12 protein-coding genes and 1 pseudogene are annotated in these 18,719 nt (G+C 33.5%); 6 read left to right on the forward strand and 7 right to left on the reverse strand.

Annotated elements, in window-relative coordinates; translation table 11 throughout:
- Window positions 1-2 precede the first annotated feature (2 nt).
- From EKL99_RS02950 to corA, 3 genes are all read right to left on the reverse strand, one after another.
- Window positions 3-3,011, reverse strand: a complete 3,009-nt coding sequence (locus EKL99_RS02950; RefSeq protein WP_126576368.1) for a SusC/RagA family TonB-linked outer membrane protein — start codon at window positions 3,009-3,011, stop codon at window positions 3-5.
- 239 nt (window positions 3,012-3,250) lie between these two features.
- Window positions 3,251-5,995, reverse strand: a complete 2,745-nt coding sequence (locus EKL99_RS02955) for a histidine kinase (RefSeq protein ID WP_126553579.1) — start codon at window positions 5,993-5,995, stop codon at window positions 3,251-3,253.
- A gap of 382 nt (window positions 5,996-6,377) precedes the next feature.
- Window positions 6,378-7,448: a magnesium/cobalt transporter CorA gene (corA, locus tag EKL99_RS02960; RefSeq protein ID WP_126463001.1), complete on the reverse strand. Its 1,071-nt coding sequence runs from the start codon at window positions 7,446-7,448 to the stop codon at window positions 6,378-6,380.
- Window positions 7,449-7,778: 330 nt separating this feature from the next.
- On the opposite strand from corA, the gene EKL99_RS02965 reads away from it, so the two are divergent.
- Window positions 7,779-10,340, forward strand: a complete 2,562-nt coding sequence (locus tag EKL99_RS02965; protein WP_197037198.1) for a zinc-dependent metalloprotease — start codon at window positions 7,779-7,781, stop codon at window positions 10,338-10,340.
- Between the two features lie 172 nt (window positions 10,341-10,512).
- Here the strand turns inward: EKL99_RS02965 and EKL99_RS02970 are convergent.
- Window positions 10,513-10,715, reverse strand: a pseudogene (locus tag EKL99_RS02970) (rhodopsin); the annotation flags it as partial.
- A gap of 160 nt (window positions 10,716-10,875) precedes the next feature.
- Between EKL99_RS02970 and EKL99_RS14860 the strand changes: the two are divergent.
- On the forward strand, window positions 10,876-11,298 hold the full coding sequence (locus EKL99_RS14860; RefSeq protein WP_126463003.1) for a Brp/Blh family beta-carotene 15,15'-dioxygenase: 423 nt from the start codon (window positions 10,876-10,878) through the stop codon (window positions 11,296-11,298).
- A gap of 44 nt (window positions 11,299-11,342) precedes the next feature.
- Here the strand turns inward: EKL99_RS14860 and dnaK are convergent, their stop codons facing one another.
- Window positions 11,343-13,229, reverse strand: a complete 1,887-nt coding sequence (gene dnaK, locus EKL99_RS02980; protein ID WP_126452530.1) for a molecular chaperone DnaK — start codon at window positions 13,227-13,229, stop codon at window positions 11,343-11,345.
- 381 nt (window positions 13,230-13,610) lie between these two features.
- Here dnaK and EKL99_RS02985 point away from each other — a divergent pair, with 381 nt between their 5' ends.
- The 4 genes from EKL99_RS02985 (at window position 13,611) to EKL99_RS03000 (ending at window position 16,126) form a co-directional block, all read left to right on the forward strand.
- Window positions 13,611-13,787: a histone H1 gene (locus EKL99_RS02985; RefSeq protein WP_126452532.1), complete on the forward strand. Its 177-nt coding sequence runs from the start codon at window positions 13,611-13,613 to the stop codon at window positions 13,785-13,787.
- 239 nt (window positions 13,788-14,026) lie between these two features.
- A complete protein-coding gene (locus tag EKL99_RS02990) occupies window positions 14,027-14,464 on the forward strand; it encodes a thioesterase family protein (protein WP_126463004.1) in 438 nt (145 codons plus the stop codon).
- A 181-nt stretch (window positions 14,465-14,645) separates the two neighbouring features.
- Entirely contained in the window at window positions 14,646-15,224 is a 579-nt protein-coding gene (locus tag EKL99_RS02995; RefSeq protein WP_126562957.1) for a cytochrome b/b6 domain-containing protein, read from the forward strand.
- Between the two features lie 221 nt (window positions 15,225-15,445).
- Window positions 15,446-16,126: a haloacid dehalogenase type II gene (locus EKL99_RS03000; protein ID WP_126463008.1), complete on the forward strand. Its 681-nt coding sequence runs from the start codon at window positions 15,446-15,448 to the stop codon at window positions 16,124-16,126.
- Between the two features lie 122 nt (window positions 16,127-16,248).
- On the opposite strand, the gene EKL99_RS03005 is transcribed toward EKL99_RS03000, so the two are convergent.
- Together EKL99_RS03005 and EKL99_RS03010 are read right to left on the reverse strand one after the other, a co-directional pair.
- Window positions 16,249-16,734 carry a hypothetical protein gene (locus EKL99_RS03005; protein WP_126463010.1) on the reverse strand — a complete coding sequence of 162 codons (486 nt, stop codon included), beginning with the start codon at window positions 16,732-16,734 and terminating at the stop codon, window positions 16,249-16,251.
- Between the two features lie 245 nt (window positions 16,735-16,979).
- Window positions 16,980-18,560: an NADP-dependent glyceraldehyde-3-phosphate dehydrogenase gene (locus tag EKL99_RS03010; protein ID WP_126463012.1), complete on the reverse strand. Its 1,581-nt coding sequence runs from the start codon at window positions 18,558-18,560 to the stop codon at window positions 16,980-16,982.
- Window positions 18,561-18,719 lie beyond the last annotated feature (159 nt).

An 18,719-nucleotide genomic window follows, 5' to 3' on the forward strand; every position in this document is an offset into this window, starting at 1 on the left:
TATTAAAATTTTAAATTAGCACCAATAACTACTGATCTTAATGTTGGATATGCATCCAACTCAATACCTTGCGTTCCATAAGGATCTCCATTACCATTTAATTCAGGGGAGAAACCTGAGAATTTTTGAGTAATAAGTGGATTTATTGCGTTTACATATACTCTACAAGAAGTTAAAAATTCTCCTTTCAAAGGAATTTTGTATCCTAGAGTAATATTATTGATTCTAAAGAAATCCCCCGATTCTAAATAATAAGTTGACGCTACCGGAACTTGATTAAACGGTCCAGGATTTGAGGCAGTAGTATTGTTTACTGTCCAAAAATCTGTTGCCAGTGAATCTTCGATATTTTCTCCTGTAAAACGTTGTGCTTTTTTACCGTTATACACTTTTGCTCCAGAGGTACCGTATCCGTCCACTGAGAAATCAAAGTTTTTATAGTTCATCCCTAAAGTAACTCCGTATGTTGAATTAGGTAAAATAGAACCAACGTACTTTTTATCTGCATTAGCATTTAAAGCATCTTGAGTCACTTTGGCTCCTGCTGCAGTATAATATAACATTTTACCATTTGTAGCATCAAAACCCGCATATTCATAAATATAGAAACTACCTAATGGTTTTCCTACAGAAGTATTGTCTAATAGTTTTGTCCATTGTCCATTTCCTAAATCTCCACCTGTAATTGGTGCAAGTGTAGCATCTTTTAAACCTGTCAATTCATTTTTGTTGTTAGAAAAATTTCCTCCAACCCAGTAACTCAAATTATCCGTTAATTTATCGTCCCAACGCAAAGCAATCTCATATCCTTTATTAGAAACTTCTCCAACATGTGCCGGTGAAGAATTGCTGATTCCTGAGGTCATGTAAGGTCTTGTGTTTAAAATTACATTTGTAGTAGTTTTATCGTACACATCAAATGATCCTTTCAATCTGTTAGTCAATAATTCAAAATCTAATCCTGCAGAAGTTTCTTCGGTGATTTCCCATGATAAACTTGGATCTACTTGAGAATTGATAGTAGTTCCTTCATTCAATAAGGAACCTCCTAAATAATAAGTAAGACCAGAACTATATGCTTGGTTGTTAAGAGGAACATTTTGGTTTCCTAATTTACCCCAACCACCTCTTAATTTCAATAAGTCTATTCCTGTTGCATTGTCCATAAATTCTTCTTTAGTAATAACCCATCCTAAACCAAACGCTGGAAAGGTTCCCCAACGGTAATCTTTACCAAAATTTGATGAACCATCCCGTCTGATTGTACCTGAAAATAGGTATCTGTCCATTAATTTGTATTGAAAACGGCCAAAATAAGAAGCTATTTTATTTTCATTAAAAACCTCATCTCTGTAATTAACAACTGTTCCTACATAATCAACACCCGCTAGTGACCAGTAATTTGAATTTGCATTTACATTTTTTCTGGCAACAGTCAATTGCTCTCTAGCACCCCTAACCGAGGTCTCGATACCAGCTGTTAATTCAATATCATGAATTTCTGCAAAAATTTTATTGTAAGTCAGGTAGTTAGATAGATTCCAGTTGAAATATTGATTTCTACCTTTAGTCAATAAATTAACATTTTTATCCGCTGGATAAATAATACTGCTTAATTGACCCGGATTATTATTGGATTGCCAAATTGTTTTAGTGTCTTCGAAATTGTAATTTTTCCAAGAATAATATTCCCCGTTAAATTGAGAAGTAAATTTTAATGATTTCAAAATATCATAATCTAATTTCAAACCCCCTTGTAAGGTTATGCTTCTTTGCTCTTCATCAAAATAGTCTAATTGTGCTACAGGATTTCCAACGTTATTAAAAGAAGAACCGGCAGTACCAGCAAAGCCGTTAGTACCAACATAAGAAACTCCATATTGACCATTTGAAAAACGAACTGGAACGATTGGTGATTGTTTATAAGCGTTAGTAAAAGCGCTTAATGGTTTTGGAGTAGAATTTGCTGAACCAAAGCTGAAATTTTGATTTAAAGTTACTTTTTTAGAAATTTTAAATTCGTTATTGTTTCTAAAAGTGGTCCGACTGTAATCCAATCCGTTAAGAATTGCTTTTTCCTGATAATTTCCTAAACTGAAGAAGTATTTAATATTCTCCGTTGCACCAGAAACCGAAACGTTATTTTGAGTATATGAACCTGTTCTGGTAATCGCATCAAACCAATCGGTGTTAATGGGTTGATCTTGTGAAAAAGTAGTGGTTTGCAAAGCAGAATTCGAAAAATGAGAGTACTTATTACTTCCTGCCATTTTTACTTTTTTCAAAGGCTCTCTAAAACCTGTGAAGCTTTCAAATTCTACTGTAACTTTGTCTCCTTTGCCTTTTTTGGTTGTAATAATGATTACACCGTTTGCAGCTCTAGTTCCATAAATTGCTAATGCAGAAGCATCTTTTAAAATTTCGTATGAGGTAATGTCATTCGTATTAATGTTATTGATATTCTCCGTAGGCATACCATCTACAAGATATAAAGGAGTACGTCCGCCTAATGCAGTACCCAAACCCCTAATAATTACGGAAGGAGTGCTTCCCGGTAAATCAGAAGAAATTACCTGAACACCCGCTGCTTTACCTTGAATTGCTTGTGAAGCATTGAGTACTTTAGTTTTAGAAATTTCTTCTGCTTTCAGCGAAATTATTGAGGAAGTATTATCAATAATTTTTCGAGTTCCGTACCCTATAACAACGACTTCATCTAATTGTGTATCCTGATCTTCTTGAAGTACAATACGCATCAGGTTTGATGTAGCTACAGTAGAAGTTGGTTCAAAACCTAACATAGAAATTTGTAAAATTTCACCTATTACAGCTCTAATTTCAAAATTCCCATCAAAATCAGTAATTGCATTCGTTTTAGAATCAACTGCAACTATAATACCACCTGGAATTCCGATGCCATTTTTATCTGCTACTTTTCCCTTAATTACTTGTCCAGACATGTATGCCGGTAGTAAAATAAGTGCTAAAAAGCTAAAAATAATATTTCTCATATATTAATAATTTGTTAAAGTTAGTTGAGCCAAATTAGATAATTACAACGTTATAGTTAGTACAACAGAGTTACTACATAAATACATCAAAAAATAAAAGTAGCGAAACAAATCAATGATTGAAAGCTGTTAATAAGGAAAACGGGTATTGCAATAGATGTATATGATGTAGTAATGATGTATTGTGGTTTCTAAAAAAACAATACATTAAATATAGTATCTATAAAAATAGAAGGTATTTATATGTTTAACAAAAATTTAGAAAGGTTTTCTTCCTGATTAAGATTTAATTTTTTTCTTAGGCGATACCGTTGCAACTCAACTCCTCTAAATGAAATGTTCATCATTGGAGCAATTTCTTTAGAAGAAAGATTCATTTTTAAGTAAATACAAAGTTTAATATCCTTAGAGGTAAGGTTGGGATATTTCTTTGCTAGCTTGACAATAAATTCATTGTGAATCTGATTTAGGTTGTTCTCAAAAGTCTCCCATTCATGTTTATTCAAGGCATTTATTTTTATCACTTTTTTGATGTCACTTTTTAGTTTATTAAAGTCCGATTCAGAGTCTAAAATACCTTGAATACGTTCTATCATTTCACTTTGCTTTGCTATAGAAAGTGACTTACCGGCAACCTCAGATGACTTTGTTTGCAATTCGAGTTCCAAAATGTGCTTTTCATATTCTTGAATATTCAACTTGTTTTGAGCTTTTAATTCCATTTCCAGAATTTTATTTTGATGTTTTAACTCCTCATCACGAAACTCTAATTTTTGAACATATCGTATTTTATTCCACTTATAATATAGGTATAATATTGTGCTTATCACAATAAGATACAACGAGATCATCCAAAAAGAAAAATACCAAGGCTTAGCCACAATGAATTGAAAATTAGAAATTGTAGTATAATTCAGTCCATCATTCCCGTAAATAGTAACACTATGGTCGCCACTACTAAGGTTATTCAAAACAATCAATCCCTCCTTGATAGGTATAAAACGAGACGTGTTAGTGGTTTTATAAAATAAATTTGGCTTTGCCGCTCCAAATTTTCCAGATATTACATGTATCTTCAACTCTGAATTATAATTTATCCGCGATTTATTGTGAATCAAACTATCTTCACTAAAAGCTTCTATTTTTATATTCGTATTTTGTTTTTTTTCTTGTTTTAACTGAAGTGAAATAAAACCATCGTCAAGATTTAATAAATAACTTTCTTTATTTTTAAAAATTTTCAAATTGTCATTGATAATCTTTCCTGAGTAATATTTTTCCTGAATAACATTCCAGACAAATTTATTTGCATTGGCATAAATATGATACAAAAGACCACTCTGAAGTACTATAAAATGATTTTCGTCAATAGTGGCAATATTAGAAATATTTTTGAAATTAGAATTGAATAATTTATCTTTCTCGAGTTGATTCGTGATTGAATTATAGGTATACCAAGACTTATTTATCAGAAAAAGAATTTCGTTTCGGAATTCAAATATTTTCACGCCAAAATCATTACTAATTTTGCTGCGTTGGGTAACATTTTCAATCGCAGTAGTTTCATAGGCATCATTATACAGAATGCGGTACAAACCTCTGTTGTTATCGGCTGCCCATATTTCATTTTTCCTATTTTGAGCTACATATTTAATTGGTTTTACTAATCCTTTTATACTTTTCTTTTGATTCAAATCATCAATATCATTATAAATAATTACGCCGCTATATGTTGCTTGCAAATACGAATTATTGATACTGCTTTTTGCTACATTCCACCCCCCGTGTACAGCACTTAATTTATAGAACAATCCTTTCTCGTAAACAAAAGTGCCTTCGTTGTGACCAATCAGGTATTTGTTATTAATTTTACTGATATTCCATGCCTGCCCCTCAGTATTGGGAACTATAGAAAATTGATTACCTTCTAATTTAAAAATACCATGATTGGACGCCATCAGATAACCTTTGTCAATAGTAGCGACAGAATATACAGAGCCTAAAACGCCCGAGTTATCATAGAAAATAGATATTGGCGAATTGACCTCAACATGGGCAATTCCATTATCCAAGCCAAGCCATAAATCATTTTCTTTGTCCAACCCCATACTCAAAATCGAGTTGTTCATCAGGACATTATTTCTATTAATGTTTTTATAAGAATTGGTTTTTAAATCAAACAGATAAACCCCTTTACTGGCAGTTCCAATAACTAATTTATTGTTTTTTATAAACGCAGCTGCATTGATATTAGCCGTTTTCAAAATAGTGTTTAAAGGGTTTTTCCAAGTACTCAAAACGCCTTTATCATCAATGTAAACCCCATTTTTTTTAGTAAAAATATAGGTTTTGTTTTGGAACTTTCCTATAGCATGAATCACATTATTTTCTAATATAGACCATCTTTGAATTTTTTCAAAAGTGGAATTATTCATTTTATAGATTCCGTTTTCTACTGAAGCAACGAGCAACTGATCGTCTACTACGAAACAATAAGAAATCAAAAAAGAGAACTTTTCCTTCTTGATTACTTTTCCATCATACAGAAAAATCCCATTAAATGATTGAAAATAAATTTTTCCTTTGAACTTAAATATCTTCCAAATTTCTTCATTATCACTATCTTCGAAAACCTTCGTTTTATCAGAAAGTGAGACATACAACATCTTCCCTTTTTTTCTGTACCAATACCCAAATTCTTTATAAGAACCCGAATAAATCCTGTCACCATCTACCAGTATCGAACGGATAATCGTTTTGTTGGGCAGTGTGTATTTCTCCCATTTCACACCATCATATCGCAACAAATAATAATTATTAGCAAAGTACATTGCGTCATCATTTCCTTGGGCTACATTCCAAATCTGGTTGTCGCCTTTATAATCTGATTTGTTATAATTTTCCACAAAAGGAAGTAGCTCCTGAGCAAAAAGTTGGGATGAAATTAAAGATAAAAGGATTATTATTGTAATTTTTACTTTCAAAACGCGGCATTTTTATCTCCAAATATAGATAGATTTCTTAAATAAAAGGCATAAAAAAAGCGTCTGAATACAGACACTTTTTTGTGAACGGCAAATTTTCTTAATTCTTCAATAATTCAAATACCTGATTGGCCAATGACTGTTTCTATGTGATTGTCAATCCACCTTCTTCGAAATCCTCAACAATGGCATGAAATAACCCCCTTTTGCAGTTTTACCAATCAATATGCTCATCAAGCCCAAAGTTATAATTTACTTCCCGCTATTTTGTTCCGTTGTTGCAATATAAATGGTTTACTCGTTTTTTGATATTTGTATTAATTCCAAAACAAATTGGAGGTCATATTGTTATTTAATATTTTTTTGTAATACCCTTTTTATATTAAAACCACTGGCGTTTTTTAAAATATATAATCATCCCTATTACGATCAAAAACATAGCTCCCATAACGGTATGATAGCCATATTGGTATTTAAGTTCCGGTAAATTTTCAAAATTCATTCCATACACACCTACAATAAATGTAAGCGGAATAAAGATTGCTGAAACAATAGTCAGTGTTTTCATAATCTCATTCATCTTATGTGTTTGTGCCGAGAAAAAAAAATTAGAGGCACTTTCTAATGACCCCATATCCGATTCTATTTGTTCTAAAAGTTCCAGGCTCTTTTGATGCAATCGTGCAAAAAAGCTAAAATTCTCTTTTTCTATCGCATTAAATACATTATCATCTTTGATGCTCTTTATATTGTACAAAGAATCTCGAAGCGGAACTATAGAGCGCTTCAAAAAATTGAAATTATCCCTGTGTTTTTCAATTTTTTCTAAGATAATTGGGTTGGTACTTTGTTTTGAAAGGTTGATGAGTTCCTCTACTTTATCTTCTTCGTTTTCTATGGTGATGTAAAAATTTTCCATAATGGCATCTAAAAGAATGTACAACAAGTAATCCGTTCTTTTGCTTCTTACAATGCCGGAATGCGTCCGAAGACGTTCGCGAATATGCGTAAAAAAGTCACTACGCTTTTCCTGAAAGGAAATTAAGATCCCATCTTTGATCAAAAAACTAATCTGCTCTACACTTATATTATCAGAATTTCCTGTCGGAAGTAATGATTTTATATTAAAAAACAAAACATCTGACAATTCTTCAACTTTAGTTCTTCGTGTAGTATTTAAAATATCAGCTAAAATGAAGGTATCTATTTTGAAATAATTCCCAATAGATTTTATGTATTCAATATTACTTAGACCGTGTAGATTAAGCCAATTATTTTTTTGCAGATCAATATATTTATCAAAATCCGAAACTTTAAAATCATCATACTCTGACAGCATTAAATCATCAAAAACAAACAATTGTATTTCCGATTTATAGTCCTTATGAATCCCGGTATATTCTAAATTATTGGGTTGTAGTTTTCTACTTTTCTTATATTTAATTTTTCTCATACAGCGTCATTTGTATCGTAATATTACGAAAATATTTTAAAAAAAAATCACTCCTCACTACTTTTACAGCTGCTGAAAAGGAAAAAAATATTTTTGATTTATTCATTATAAAACAAAGATAAGGCGAAAAAATACATCCTTTCATGAGAAAAAACATATTGTGATATTAAAAAATCTTATTATTTAATAAATGTTAATTATTCGATTTTTGTACATTATTGGTCTGTTTTTAAAAATATATCAATAGATTTGGATTTCGATTGTAAAAAAGAAAAAAAAACTACTTATTTACAAAAGCTAATCCTTAACCTTTATAAAACATTTAACTAAATGCTAAAAAAAAAACTAACCCTAATTATTGTATGTCTGCTGTTTTTTTCCGTCCAGGGAACATTTGCCCAAAGTAAGAAAAAGAAAAAAGCAGATAAAAATGCCGTTACAGCAGTTGACACCAAAGTAGCTGATGCCAAAAAAGAACCTAAACCCTATAAAAAAGTAATTGATACTAGTGCCGTTACTCAAAAAGGATTAATTGATGTTCATAAAATAGACAATAAGTATCTTTTTGAAATTCCTGATTCTCTATTAGGGAGTGAAATGATGACCATAACCCGATATTCTAAGACTCCTGCCGGAGGAGGAATTTTTGGCGGAGAAGAAATCAACAGACAAGTCGTTCGTTGGGAAAAAGGACTGAACAACAATATATTGTTGAGATCAATCACTTATGTCATTATGTCTCCAGATGAAGACAAACCAATGGCTAAAGCAGTTAAAAACTCCACTTCGGATCCAATTATTGGTAATTATGATGTACTTGCATACAAAAAAGATGATTCCGGAAAAATAACGGGCTATGTTGTCGATTTATCTACAACATTCGATGCTGATGTTCAAACTTTTTCATTAGATCCAATTAAGAAACAATTATTAAACATTCAAACATTTCAAAAAGACAAATCATTTATTTCAAAAATAAGTAGTTTTCCTATCAATACTGAAATAAGAAGTGTAAAAACATTTACCACTACACCACCAAAAATCAATACAACACCAACGCCAAAAATTGGAGTTGATTTACCTTCGGCTCTAGATGCTGGTGTACTCACTGTGGAAATAAATACATCCATGATTTTATTGCCAAAAACTCCCATGCGCAAAAGAGAATTTGATGCACGTGTAGGATATTTTGCCAATCAATACGGTGTTTTTGAGGAAGAATCCCAAAAGTCCGACACCAAAGTATTTGCTGTCAGATGGCGTTTAGAACCTAAATCTGCCGAAGATGCTCAAAAACAAAAAAATGGAGAATTGATAGAGCCTTTGAAACCTATTGTATATTACATTGACCCGGCTACACCAGAAAAATGGAAAAAATTCATCAAACAAGGAATTGATGATTGGCAAATTGCCTTTGAAAATGCAGGTTGGAAAAATGCCATTCGTGGAGAATATTGGCCAGAGAACGATCCAACTATGAGTTTAGAAGATGCTCGTTTTTCTGTATTGAGATATTTCGCTGCTGAAATTCAAAACGCGTATGGACCAAATGTTCATGATCCAAGAAGTGGTGAGATTCTGGAGAGCCACATTGGTTGGTACCACAATATCATGAGTCTTTTGAGAAATTGGTATTTGATTCAAACTGCGGCTGTAGATCCGGCGGCTAGAGCTAAGAAATTTGACGATAAATTAATGGGAGAACTCATTCGTTTCGTGTCTTCGCATGAAGTAGGACATACATTAGGCTTGCGCCACAATATGGGAGCCAGCTCTGCCACTCCTGTTGAAAAACTAAGAGATAAAGACTACCAAGAGCAAAACGGACATACTTCATCTATAATGGATTATGCGCGTTTTAATTATGTTGCACAACCAGAAGATGGTGTGACTAGTTTATTTCCTAGAATTGGAGACTATGACAAATGGGCTATTAAGTGGGGATACTCTTACTTTGAAGACACGAAAACGGAAGCAGAAGAGAAAGCTTTTTTGAATGAAATGACTAAGGAAGCCTACAAGAACCGTCGTTTATGGTTTGGGTCTGAAACCAGTCCCTATGATCCAAGATATCAAACGGAAGATATTGGTGACAATGCTATGAGAGCCTCTGAATATGGTATTAAAAATCTAAAAAGAATTTTACCCAATTTACTAGAATGGTCTAAAGAAGATGGTGAAAGTTATACTGAACTGGACGAACTTTATGGCGCACTTACCGGTCAGTTTAGAAGGTATATGGGTCATGTAACTAAAAATGTAGGTGGAATATATGATAGTCCAAAAACGTATGACATGACTGGCAATCAATTTGAAGTAGTACCAAAAAGCATCCAGAAAGATGCTGTAGCATTCTTGAATACCCAGTTATTCACCACGCCAAAATGGTTGTTGAATCAAGATATTCTTTCAAAAATTAACCCGGAAAATGGTGTCGAAGCAATCAAAGGAATGCAGGATGCCACCTTAAACAGCTTATTAGCCGGAGACCGAATGGTACGCCTTTTAGAAACCTCCTCGGTGAGTAAAGACAACTATTCTGTAGATGAATTAATAACCGATTTGAACAAAGGAATTTTCTCTGAACTGAAAAATAAAAATTCTATTGACATCTACCGCAGAAACATCCAAAAATTGTATGTAGACAAGATGATTGAATTACTAAAACCAGGTACGGCAAGCGTTAGATCTGTTCCGGTAGGAGTTACTTATGGTTTCACCACCAGAAAAGTCAATCTGGCGCAAACGGATTTACCATCTATTGCTAGAGGTCAACTGAATAGTTTAAAAAATGAATTGAAATTATCTACTTCTAGAATGTCAGATCGAATGAGCAAATACCATGTTCTCGATTTAATTTCCAGAATAGGAGAAGCTTTAGATCCTAAATAATAAATTAAAAAGGGAAAATGTTCAAACAACATTTTCCCTTTTTTTGTTAAATGTGACTTTAATGTAATGTATCTTGTAGAAACGCACGGCAGTACGTCTATACGTGATAAATAACAATAATGATAGAATTAAATACCCGACTTATTTAAAAAATAGGTCGGGTTTTTTGTTTCATGTATCCTAATGGATATATTGACCAGCCTACAAGTACAAACCAGCACAATATTCTGTGTGCTTTTTGAATTTCTCCACCTGTAGCAACAGCTAATTTTGAAGCTTTTCCTAACCTGATTTCATACACAATTCAAAATAAGCAAGTCCGAAAATGAAGTCCCATAGCGCTACACAATCGGTAAATACAACCTCGCCAAAGTACTATTCCAATTCTCTTATGGATTCTTTATTTTAGTGTTGCTGTTTACTTTTCACTCTGAGGAGGTACAAAACATTATATTAAACATCACAAAAATCAGTATTCCTATTCTATACATTTGGCTATCCTTACAGATTTCAGGTGCCTTATTTATAGCTATCAGTGTTTATTTGTATTGGAAATCAAAAAAAACGCCTAGAACTCTTTTATTTAGTACTATTTGCTATCCTTTTTAAATTCTCGAGTCTGATCTGGGGTTTTGCCATTTATTTTGTCTTGTGGCACAGTATTCCTTCTATAATTAACCAAATAAAGTTTTCAAATGGTTCTTGTTTCGTAAGCAATTTTATTGCATATTGCCCTGTAGCAGGCGTTTATTGGTTGGTTTCACTAGTAGAAATGGCACTTTTGTATTTTACATTTAAAGAAGAACAACTATTCAATACTTTATTTTTTTCTTTTTTGGCTGCCATAACATTTCCTCATACTTTAGTTATTACAAGAATATTTCGTGGTAAAAAGGAGAATAAAATTAAAATCAATGTCCATAAAAAAACCGTTCACCAAAGGCGAACGGTTTTCTAAATCAATAATAGAGACGCAATAAATCGCGTCTCTACGAGAAATAATTATTTTACTTCTTCAAATTCAACGTCTTCAACATTGTCACCTTGAGCTGCTTCACCTTCTGGTTTAGATGCTGCTTGACCTTGTTCTCCTTCAGCATACATTGCTTCAGTTGCTTTTTTCCATGCCGCATTGATGTTGTCAAGAGCCGTTTGAATTGCAGGAATATCTTGAGATTGGTGCGCCATTCTCAATTCAGTCAATGCGTATTCTACAGCTACTTTATTATCATCAGATAATTTAGCACCAAGTTCTTTCAATTGCGTTTCAGTTTGAAAAATCATTCCATCTGCTTCGTTCAATTTTTCAGCTCTTGATCTAGCGATTTTGTCAGATTCTGCGTTAGCTTCAGCATCTTGTTTCATTCTTTCGATTTCTTCAGATGTTAATCCAGAAGAAGCTTCGATACGAATATCGTGAGATTTTCCTGTTCCTTTGTCCGTTGCAGAAACTTTGATGATACCATTAGCATCAATATCAAAAGTCACTTCAATTTGTGGAACCCCTCTCGGTGCTGGTGGAATACCGTCTAAGTTAAAACGACCAATTGTTTTGTTATCAGCAGCCATAGCTCTTGCTCCTTGAAGAACGTGTAGTTCAACTGTTGGTTGAGAATCTGCTGCTGTAGAGAAAACTTGAGATTTTTTAGTTGGGATAGTTGTATTAGACTCAATAAGAGTTGTCATAACACCACCCATAGTTTCGATACCTAAAGACAAAGGTGTAACGTCAAGTAACAATACATCTTTTACATCTCCAGAAAGAACTCCACCTTGAATAGCTGCTCCAATGGCAACAACTTCATCAGGGTTAACTCCTTTAGACGCTTTTTTACCAAAGAATTTTTCAACCTCTTCAGCAATTCTTGGCATACGAGTAGAACCTCCTACAAGAATCACTTCGTCAATATCAGAAACAGATAAACCTGCATCTTTTAGCGCTTTAGCCACTGGTGCCATAGAACGTTTTACTAATGAATCAGTCAATTGCTCAAATTTAGCTCTTGTCAATTTTTTCACTAAGTGTTTTGGTCCTGAAGCTGTAGCGGTTACGTAAGGCAAGTTGATTTCAGTTTCAGCAGAAGAAGACAATTCAATTTTTGCTTTCTCCGCAGCTTCTTTCAAACGTTGTAATGACATTGGGTCAAGACGTAAGTCAATCCCTTCTTCCGTTAAGAAATCAGCAGCTAACCAGTCAATAATTTCGTGGTCAAAATCGTCTCCACCTAAGTGAGTATCTCCATTTGTAGACAATACTTCAAAAACTCCGTCTCCTAATTCAAGAACCGAAATATCAAAAGTACCACCACCTAAATCGTAAACAGCAATTTTTTGATCTTTACCTTTTTTATCCAAACCGTAAGCAAGAGCTGCAGCTGTAGGTTCGTTGATGATACGCATTACTTTAAGACCTGCAATTTCACCCGCTTCTTTCGTAGCTTGACGTTGTGCATCATTAAAGTAAGCAGGAACAGTAATAACTGCTTCAGTAACAGTTTGACCTAAATAGTCTTCTGCTGTTTTTTTCATTTTTTGAAGTGTCATTGCTGACAATTCTTGTGCAGAGTATAAACGGCCATCAATATCCACACGTGGTGTATTGTTGTCTCCTTTTACTACTTTGTACGAAACTCTTTTTGCTTCAGCTGTAATTTCGCCGAAAGAATGTCCCATGAAACGTTTGATAGAAGCAATAGTCTTAGTTGGATTAGTTACCGCTTGTCTTTTAGCAGGATCTCCTACTTTAATCTCTCCACCTTCAACAAAAGCGATGATAGATGGTGTTGTTCTTTTTCCTTCTGCATTAGGAATAACAACAGCTTCATTACCTTCCATTACAGAAACACAAGAGTTGGTCGTACCTAAATCAATTCCGATTATTTTACCCATTTTAAATATATTTAATTTTATTGTATACTAGTTTTAATGACTCGAAGTCGATAAGTCAATCTTTGTGCCAATACAAAAGGGACTAATGAATTGTCAGTTTATGTTAAAATTGGCGTAAAAAAATCTGACAATATGACATCACAGAGAAGTTGTCATTATAACCGAAGTTGTCATTCTTGATCTCAGGAATACTGAGATCTCACTTCTTATTTATTGAATAATTAAAAAAAGCGGACGTAATTTTATTCAGTATTTATAAAAAAAGATATTTCTGACACATACAATAAAATAATGGTTTTCTAATGTTAATTTAAAACTCAAAACATCCCAATCTAAAAATCAAAATTCTATTTTAGCGCCTTAATTTAATACAGTACTATTATGAAAGATTTAGTTGCAAAAATCAACGCTGAATTCGAAACATTCAAAACAGAATCTGAGTCACTAACTGAGAAAGGTGTCAAAGCTGCCGGACCAAGAGCTCGTAAATCAACTTTGGAACTAGAAAAACTATTAAAAGAGTTTAGAAAAGTTTCTGTAGAAGAATCAAAAAAATAAATTACGCAGCAAGCATCAGCCCTTTGGATTTTCTGAAGGGCTTTTTTATTTAATAGAATTCTTTATAAATTAGGCTTCGCTATTCAATATTTTTAGTAGTGCTAAAAATATACTCCAACAAATGGATCTAATTTATAATTTCATTAGCTTCCTACTTGCTTTTTGTCGTACTTTTGAGTTTCAAAAAAACACAATACTTCCTTGGTATCAAATCTTGGAAACATCTATAAAAAAAAACAATGACTTCATTTAGCAAAGAATTATCTTTTCGCTGGTCAGATCTTGACCCTAATTTTCATGTTCGGCACAGTGCCTATTATGACTTTGGCGCACAACATCGTATCGAAATTCTGGAAAGTCTTGGTTTGACCATTAAGGTGATGCAGTTGCAAGGCTTTGGCCCTATTCTTTTTAGGGAAGAATGTGTTTTTAGAAAAGAAATAAAGCTTTCTGACAAAATTTTTTTGCGCACCAAAACTTCAAAAGTAAATGCGGATGCTTCCCGTTGGTCCATTGTGCATGAGTTTATAAATGAGGACAACAAATTATGTGCAACTATAACAGTTGATGGCGCTTGGATGGATCTCAAACTTCGCAAACTAGCCTCTCCTACTCCAGAAATTGCGATTGAAGCCTTGAGTATTTTTCCTAAAAGTGATCATTTTACAGCACTTTAAAGAAAGAACGATTTATTGGCTGGTAAAAATAGGATAGTATCGTTGCTGTTTTTCTAAAACCATTCTTCATCGCCTTTCATTATATCCGTGTACTCTGAATTAATTTAAACTAAATTCTTTCTGAAATTGTATCGCAATTAAAACTGACTCCTAAACCATAACAACCCAATTCTGATAAATCATGAAATCCAGAAATTACTCCACCATTTACCGAATCATGCACTGGTCAATAGCCATTTGCATGACGCTAATGCTTATTACTATATTTCTTAGAATGACCTGGATGAACAAAAATAATGTCGCACTGATCATGCAAGAATATCTTTCAACCACAGATCAATCCCTATCCCAGGATCAGCTTATTTTGCTTGCTAAAAAAATAAGAAAACCCATGTGGGATTGGCACATATATATTGGTTATGCGTTAGTAGGGCTGTACAGCATCCGATTGGCGCTTCCCTTTTTTGGACAGATGAAATTCTCCAATCCCTTTTCCAAAGGATTAGCATTTAAAGAAAAAATTCACTATTGGACGTATTTAGTTTTTTATGCTTGCGTGGCAATTTCACTAATCACCGGTTTAATCATTGTTTTGGGTCCAGAAAACAGAAAGGAATCAATGGAAGATATACATGTCCTATCCATTTATTATTTATTGACCTTCATCGTAATTCACTTGGCGAGTATTTTCTTTTCTGAATTCACGAACCAACAAGGATTGATTTCTAGAATCATAAGTGGTTCAAAAAAGAAGAACTAAAACAAAAGATCTCTCAAAGAAATACTTAAAAATAGTATTTTAAAATCAATTTATTACTTCCTTTTGTCTAATTTTAAAACATGCCATTACACAATGATTGTTACTTACTATTGATCAGATAAAACCCGACAAAAAAATATAATTTCGATTAAAAAGTGATCCATTTGGCTTCTTTTATTATCGAACAAAATGAAAGCCCATATAAAACTAAATTAAAAATTATGACAGCACCAAAAGTAGTATTCTTTGATGTAAATGAAACCTTATTGGATTTAGGAGCCATAAAAAAAAGTATTGGTCAAGCCTTAGGAAATCGAGAAGATTTAACTGCCCTTTGGTTTACTACCATGTTGCACTATTCTTTAGTAACAACAGTTGGTGGTCAGTATACAGATTTTGGTACTATTGGAGCTGCTGCTTTAAGAATGGTAGCTGCGAATCAAGGTATTCTTTTAACAGAAGCGGAAGCTAAAGTAGCCGTAAGCAGTATAACCTCTTTACCACCTCATCCCGAAGTAAAAGAAGCGTTAGCAGCATTAAGAAATGCTGGTTATACATTAGTTGCCTTAACAAATTCATCAACCAAAGGCGTTGAAACTCAATTTAAAAATGCGGGCTTAACGGCATTTTTTGATCAAATTTTAAGTGTTGAAGAAGTAGGCAAATACAAACCAGATACTGCTGTGTATAATTGGGCAGCGCAAAAAATGGGAGTTAAACCCAACGAATGTTTGATGGTTGCAGCTCATGGTTGGGATATTGCAGGTGCAATTTGGGCAGGTTGGAGAGGTGCCTTTACGGCACGTCCCGGACAACAATTGTATCCTTTGGCACCATTACCTGAAATAAACGAAACAGATCTTCTAAAAATTGCCGAAAAACTTATATCCTTACAAAAATAACATAACATAACATAAGTATCTCTTTACCACTTTGATTAAGAGATACTTATATTATTTAAATCTTGTTTGCAGGAATTGCCCTTTTGATATTTTAAGAAATACTTTTTAGGCTGTTGAATTAATTATTTTTCACCAACACAATCAACACTTATAAATTTATATTTCACATTATCAAAATCTATAGGTACTCCTTTCACAAAATAAGAAGCTCCTAAATAAGTTTCGATTTTTCCATTACCTAAAATGAGTTCGTTCCCTTTCTTTAACATTGCCAATGGATTTTTATACGTTATTTTATCATAAGTTCCTTGAATAAACGAGTAGTCAGCAAATAATGTATCGCCTCGGAATTCGCCGTTGATTTTTCCAGTTTTTTTGGGCATGTTAAAAATCTTCATCACCATGTTTCCTGTAATTTTTCCGTTTTGCAAAGTGCTGATTTCTAAATCAATGGTATCTTTTTCAAACAAAGCTTTATAACACTGAACGTTTATTGGCTTTTCAGCTTGGGTTCGGGCAGCATCTGTAGCGTTAAGATTTTGATTTTTTTTACAACTTTCGAACCCAAAGCAAGCTAACAGTAAACAAAAAAGGATTAGATTTTTCATGTAAGTAAATATTTAGTTAATAATTACACCTCGACAAGAGTATAAAGATAAAGTTTCTTTTTAAACTTTTTAGATAATTTCACCTAAATAAGGATTTGTCCATCGGGTATTAATTCTATAGACTCTACTATTTTATGGCGCTATTAGCACGCGATGTTTTGAAATATGTCGTTTAAAATTCTAAAATATATTTCAAAGAGGAATGTTAAGTCCAAAAAAAAACGGCTTTTTTTGATTATAAAAGATTATAAAATATAATCGGTATTAATAAAATTAGATTCTTTACTGCTCAATAATTCCTGTAAAATAGCATTGTTATAGGCATTGTCTTTAGATGCTACAAAGGTTCTAATTGAGAACGAGCGCAGCGCATCATGAATACTCAATGTTCCTACTGCTGAATCTTTTCGTCCTGTAAACGGGAGAACATCCGGACCTCTTTGGCAAGAACTATTCAGGTTTACTCTGCACACTAAATTCACCAAAGCATCAATAAGTGGTGCAATAGTTTTAATGTCTTTTCCAAACAAACTTACTTGTTGCCCATAATTCGATTCGGCCATATCATTCAAAGGTTCCTGAATGTCTTTGAAAGAAATAATAGGCACCACAGGACCAAATTGCTCTTCGTGATACACACGCATTTCTTTATTTACTGGAAATAAAACCGCTGGAAAGATGTAATTAGAATAATGTTGTCCTCCCTTTTCATTAATTATAGCAGCTCCTTTACTAGTAGCATCATCAATCAATTCCTGAATATAAGCTGGTTTTTCTTTTTCTGGTAAAGGCGTCAGAAACACGGAGGCATCCCACGGATTTCCAAAAACTAATGCATCCACTTTGGCAGCAAAACGCGTATTGAACTCCTCAACAATAGACTCATGCACATACAATACTTTCAAAGCCGTACAACGCTGTCCATTGAACGATAAAGAACCGGCAATACACTCTTGGATGGCCAAGTCTAAATCAGCATCCGGAAGAACTATCGCAGGGTTTTTCGCCTCTAAACCTAGGATCAAACGCAATCTGTTTTTATTAGGATGCTGGTCTTGTAATGCAATCGCTGAGGTACTGTTTCCTATCAAAGCCAAAATAGCTACTTTACCGGATTTCATTATTGGCGAAGCCACTTCACGTCCGCGACCGTATACAATATTGATGGCTCCTTTTGGGAAACTGCTTCTAAAAGCTTCTAATAAAGGGGAGATCAACAGCACACCATGTTTTGCCGGTTTAAAAATTACCGGGTTCCCCATAATCAATGCCGGAATGAGTAACGAAAAAGTCTCATTCAACGGATAATTATAAGGCCCAAGGCATAAAACAACTCCAAGCGGTCCTCTACGAACCATAGCGTTTACTCCCTGAACTTTAGAAAAATGAGCACTACGGCTGTTCAATTCTTTTAAACTGTCAATAGTATCATATATATATTCTACAGTTCTGTCAAATTCTTTTTCAGAATCACTCAATGATTTTCCTATTTCCCACATCAATAGTTTAACTACTTCTTTACGGGTCGTTTTCATTTGAGTAACAAAGTTTTCCATACACTTTATCCGATCCGCCACTTTCATCGTAGGCCATAATCCTTGACCGTTATTATACGCTGCATTGGCTGCATTTACCGCTTCTAGAGCTTCCGTTTCCCCCATAGACGGGATAGAGCCTAAAATAGTTGGACCATATTCATCCGTAGACGAAATTGTTGAAAAAACAGGAGTTGTCTGACCGTTCCATTTTTTTAATTCTCCATCAATTAAGTACGTATCTTGATTTAATAAAGTGCTAATTTGAAATTCTTCTGGTATTACATTCATAAAAATAGATATTATATTTATAATTTGGCTCTGCCACGAAATCGGTATGCATTGCACTCTATACTGATTTGCAAAATAAAGACTTAATAATACCAGCATTAAAACATTACGTTAATTAAGCTTAATGGCAAAAAAGGGATTCCCTAAGTAGTGTGATTT

Source organism: Flavobacterium sp. ZB4P23 (assembly GCF_003970375.1).
Lineage (GTDB): Bacteria > Bacteroidota > Bacteroidia > Flavobacteriales > Flavobacteriaceae > Flavobacterium.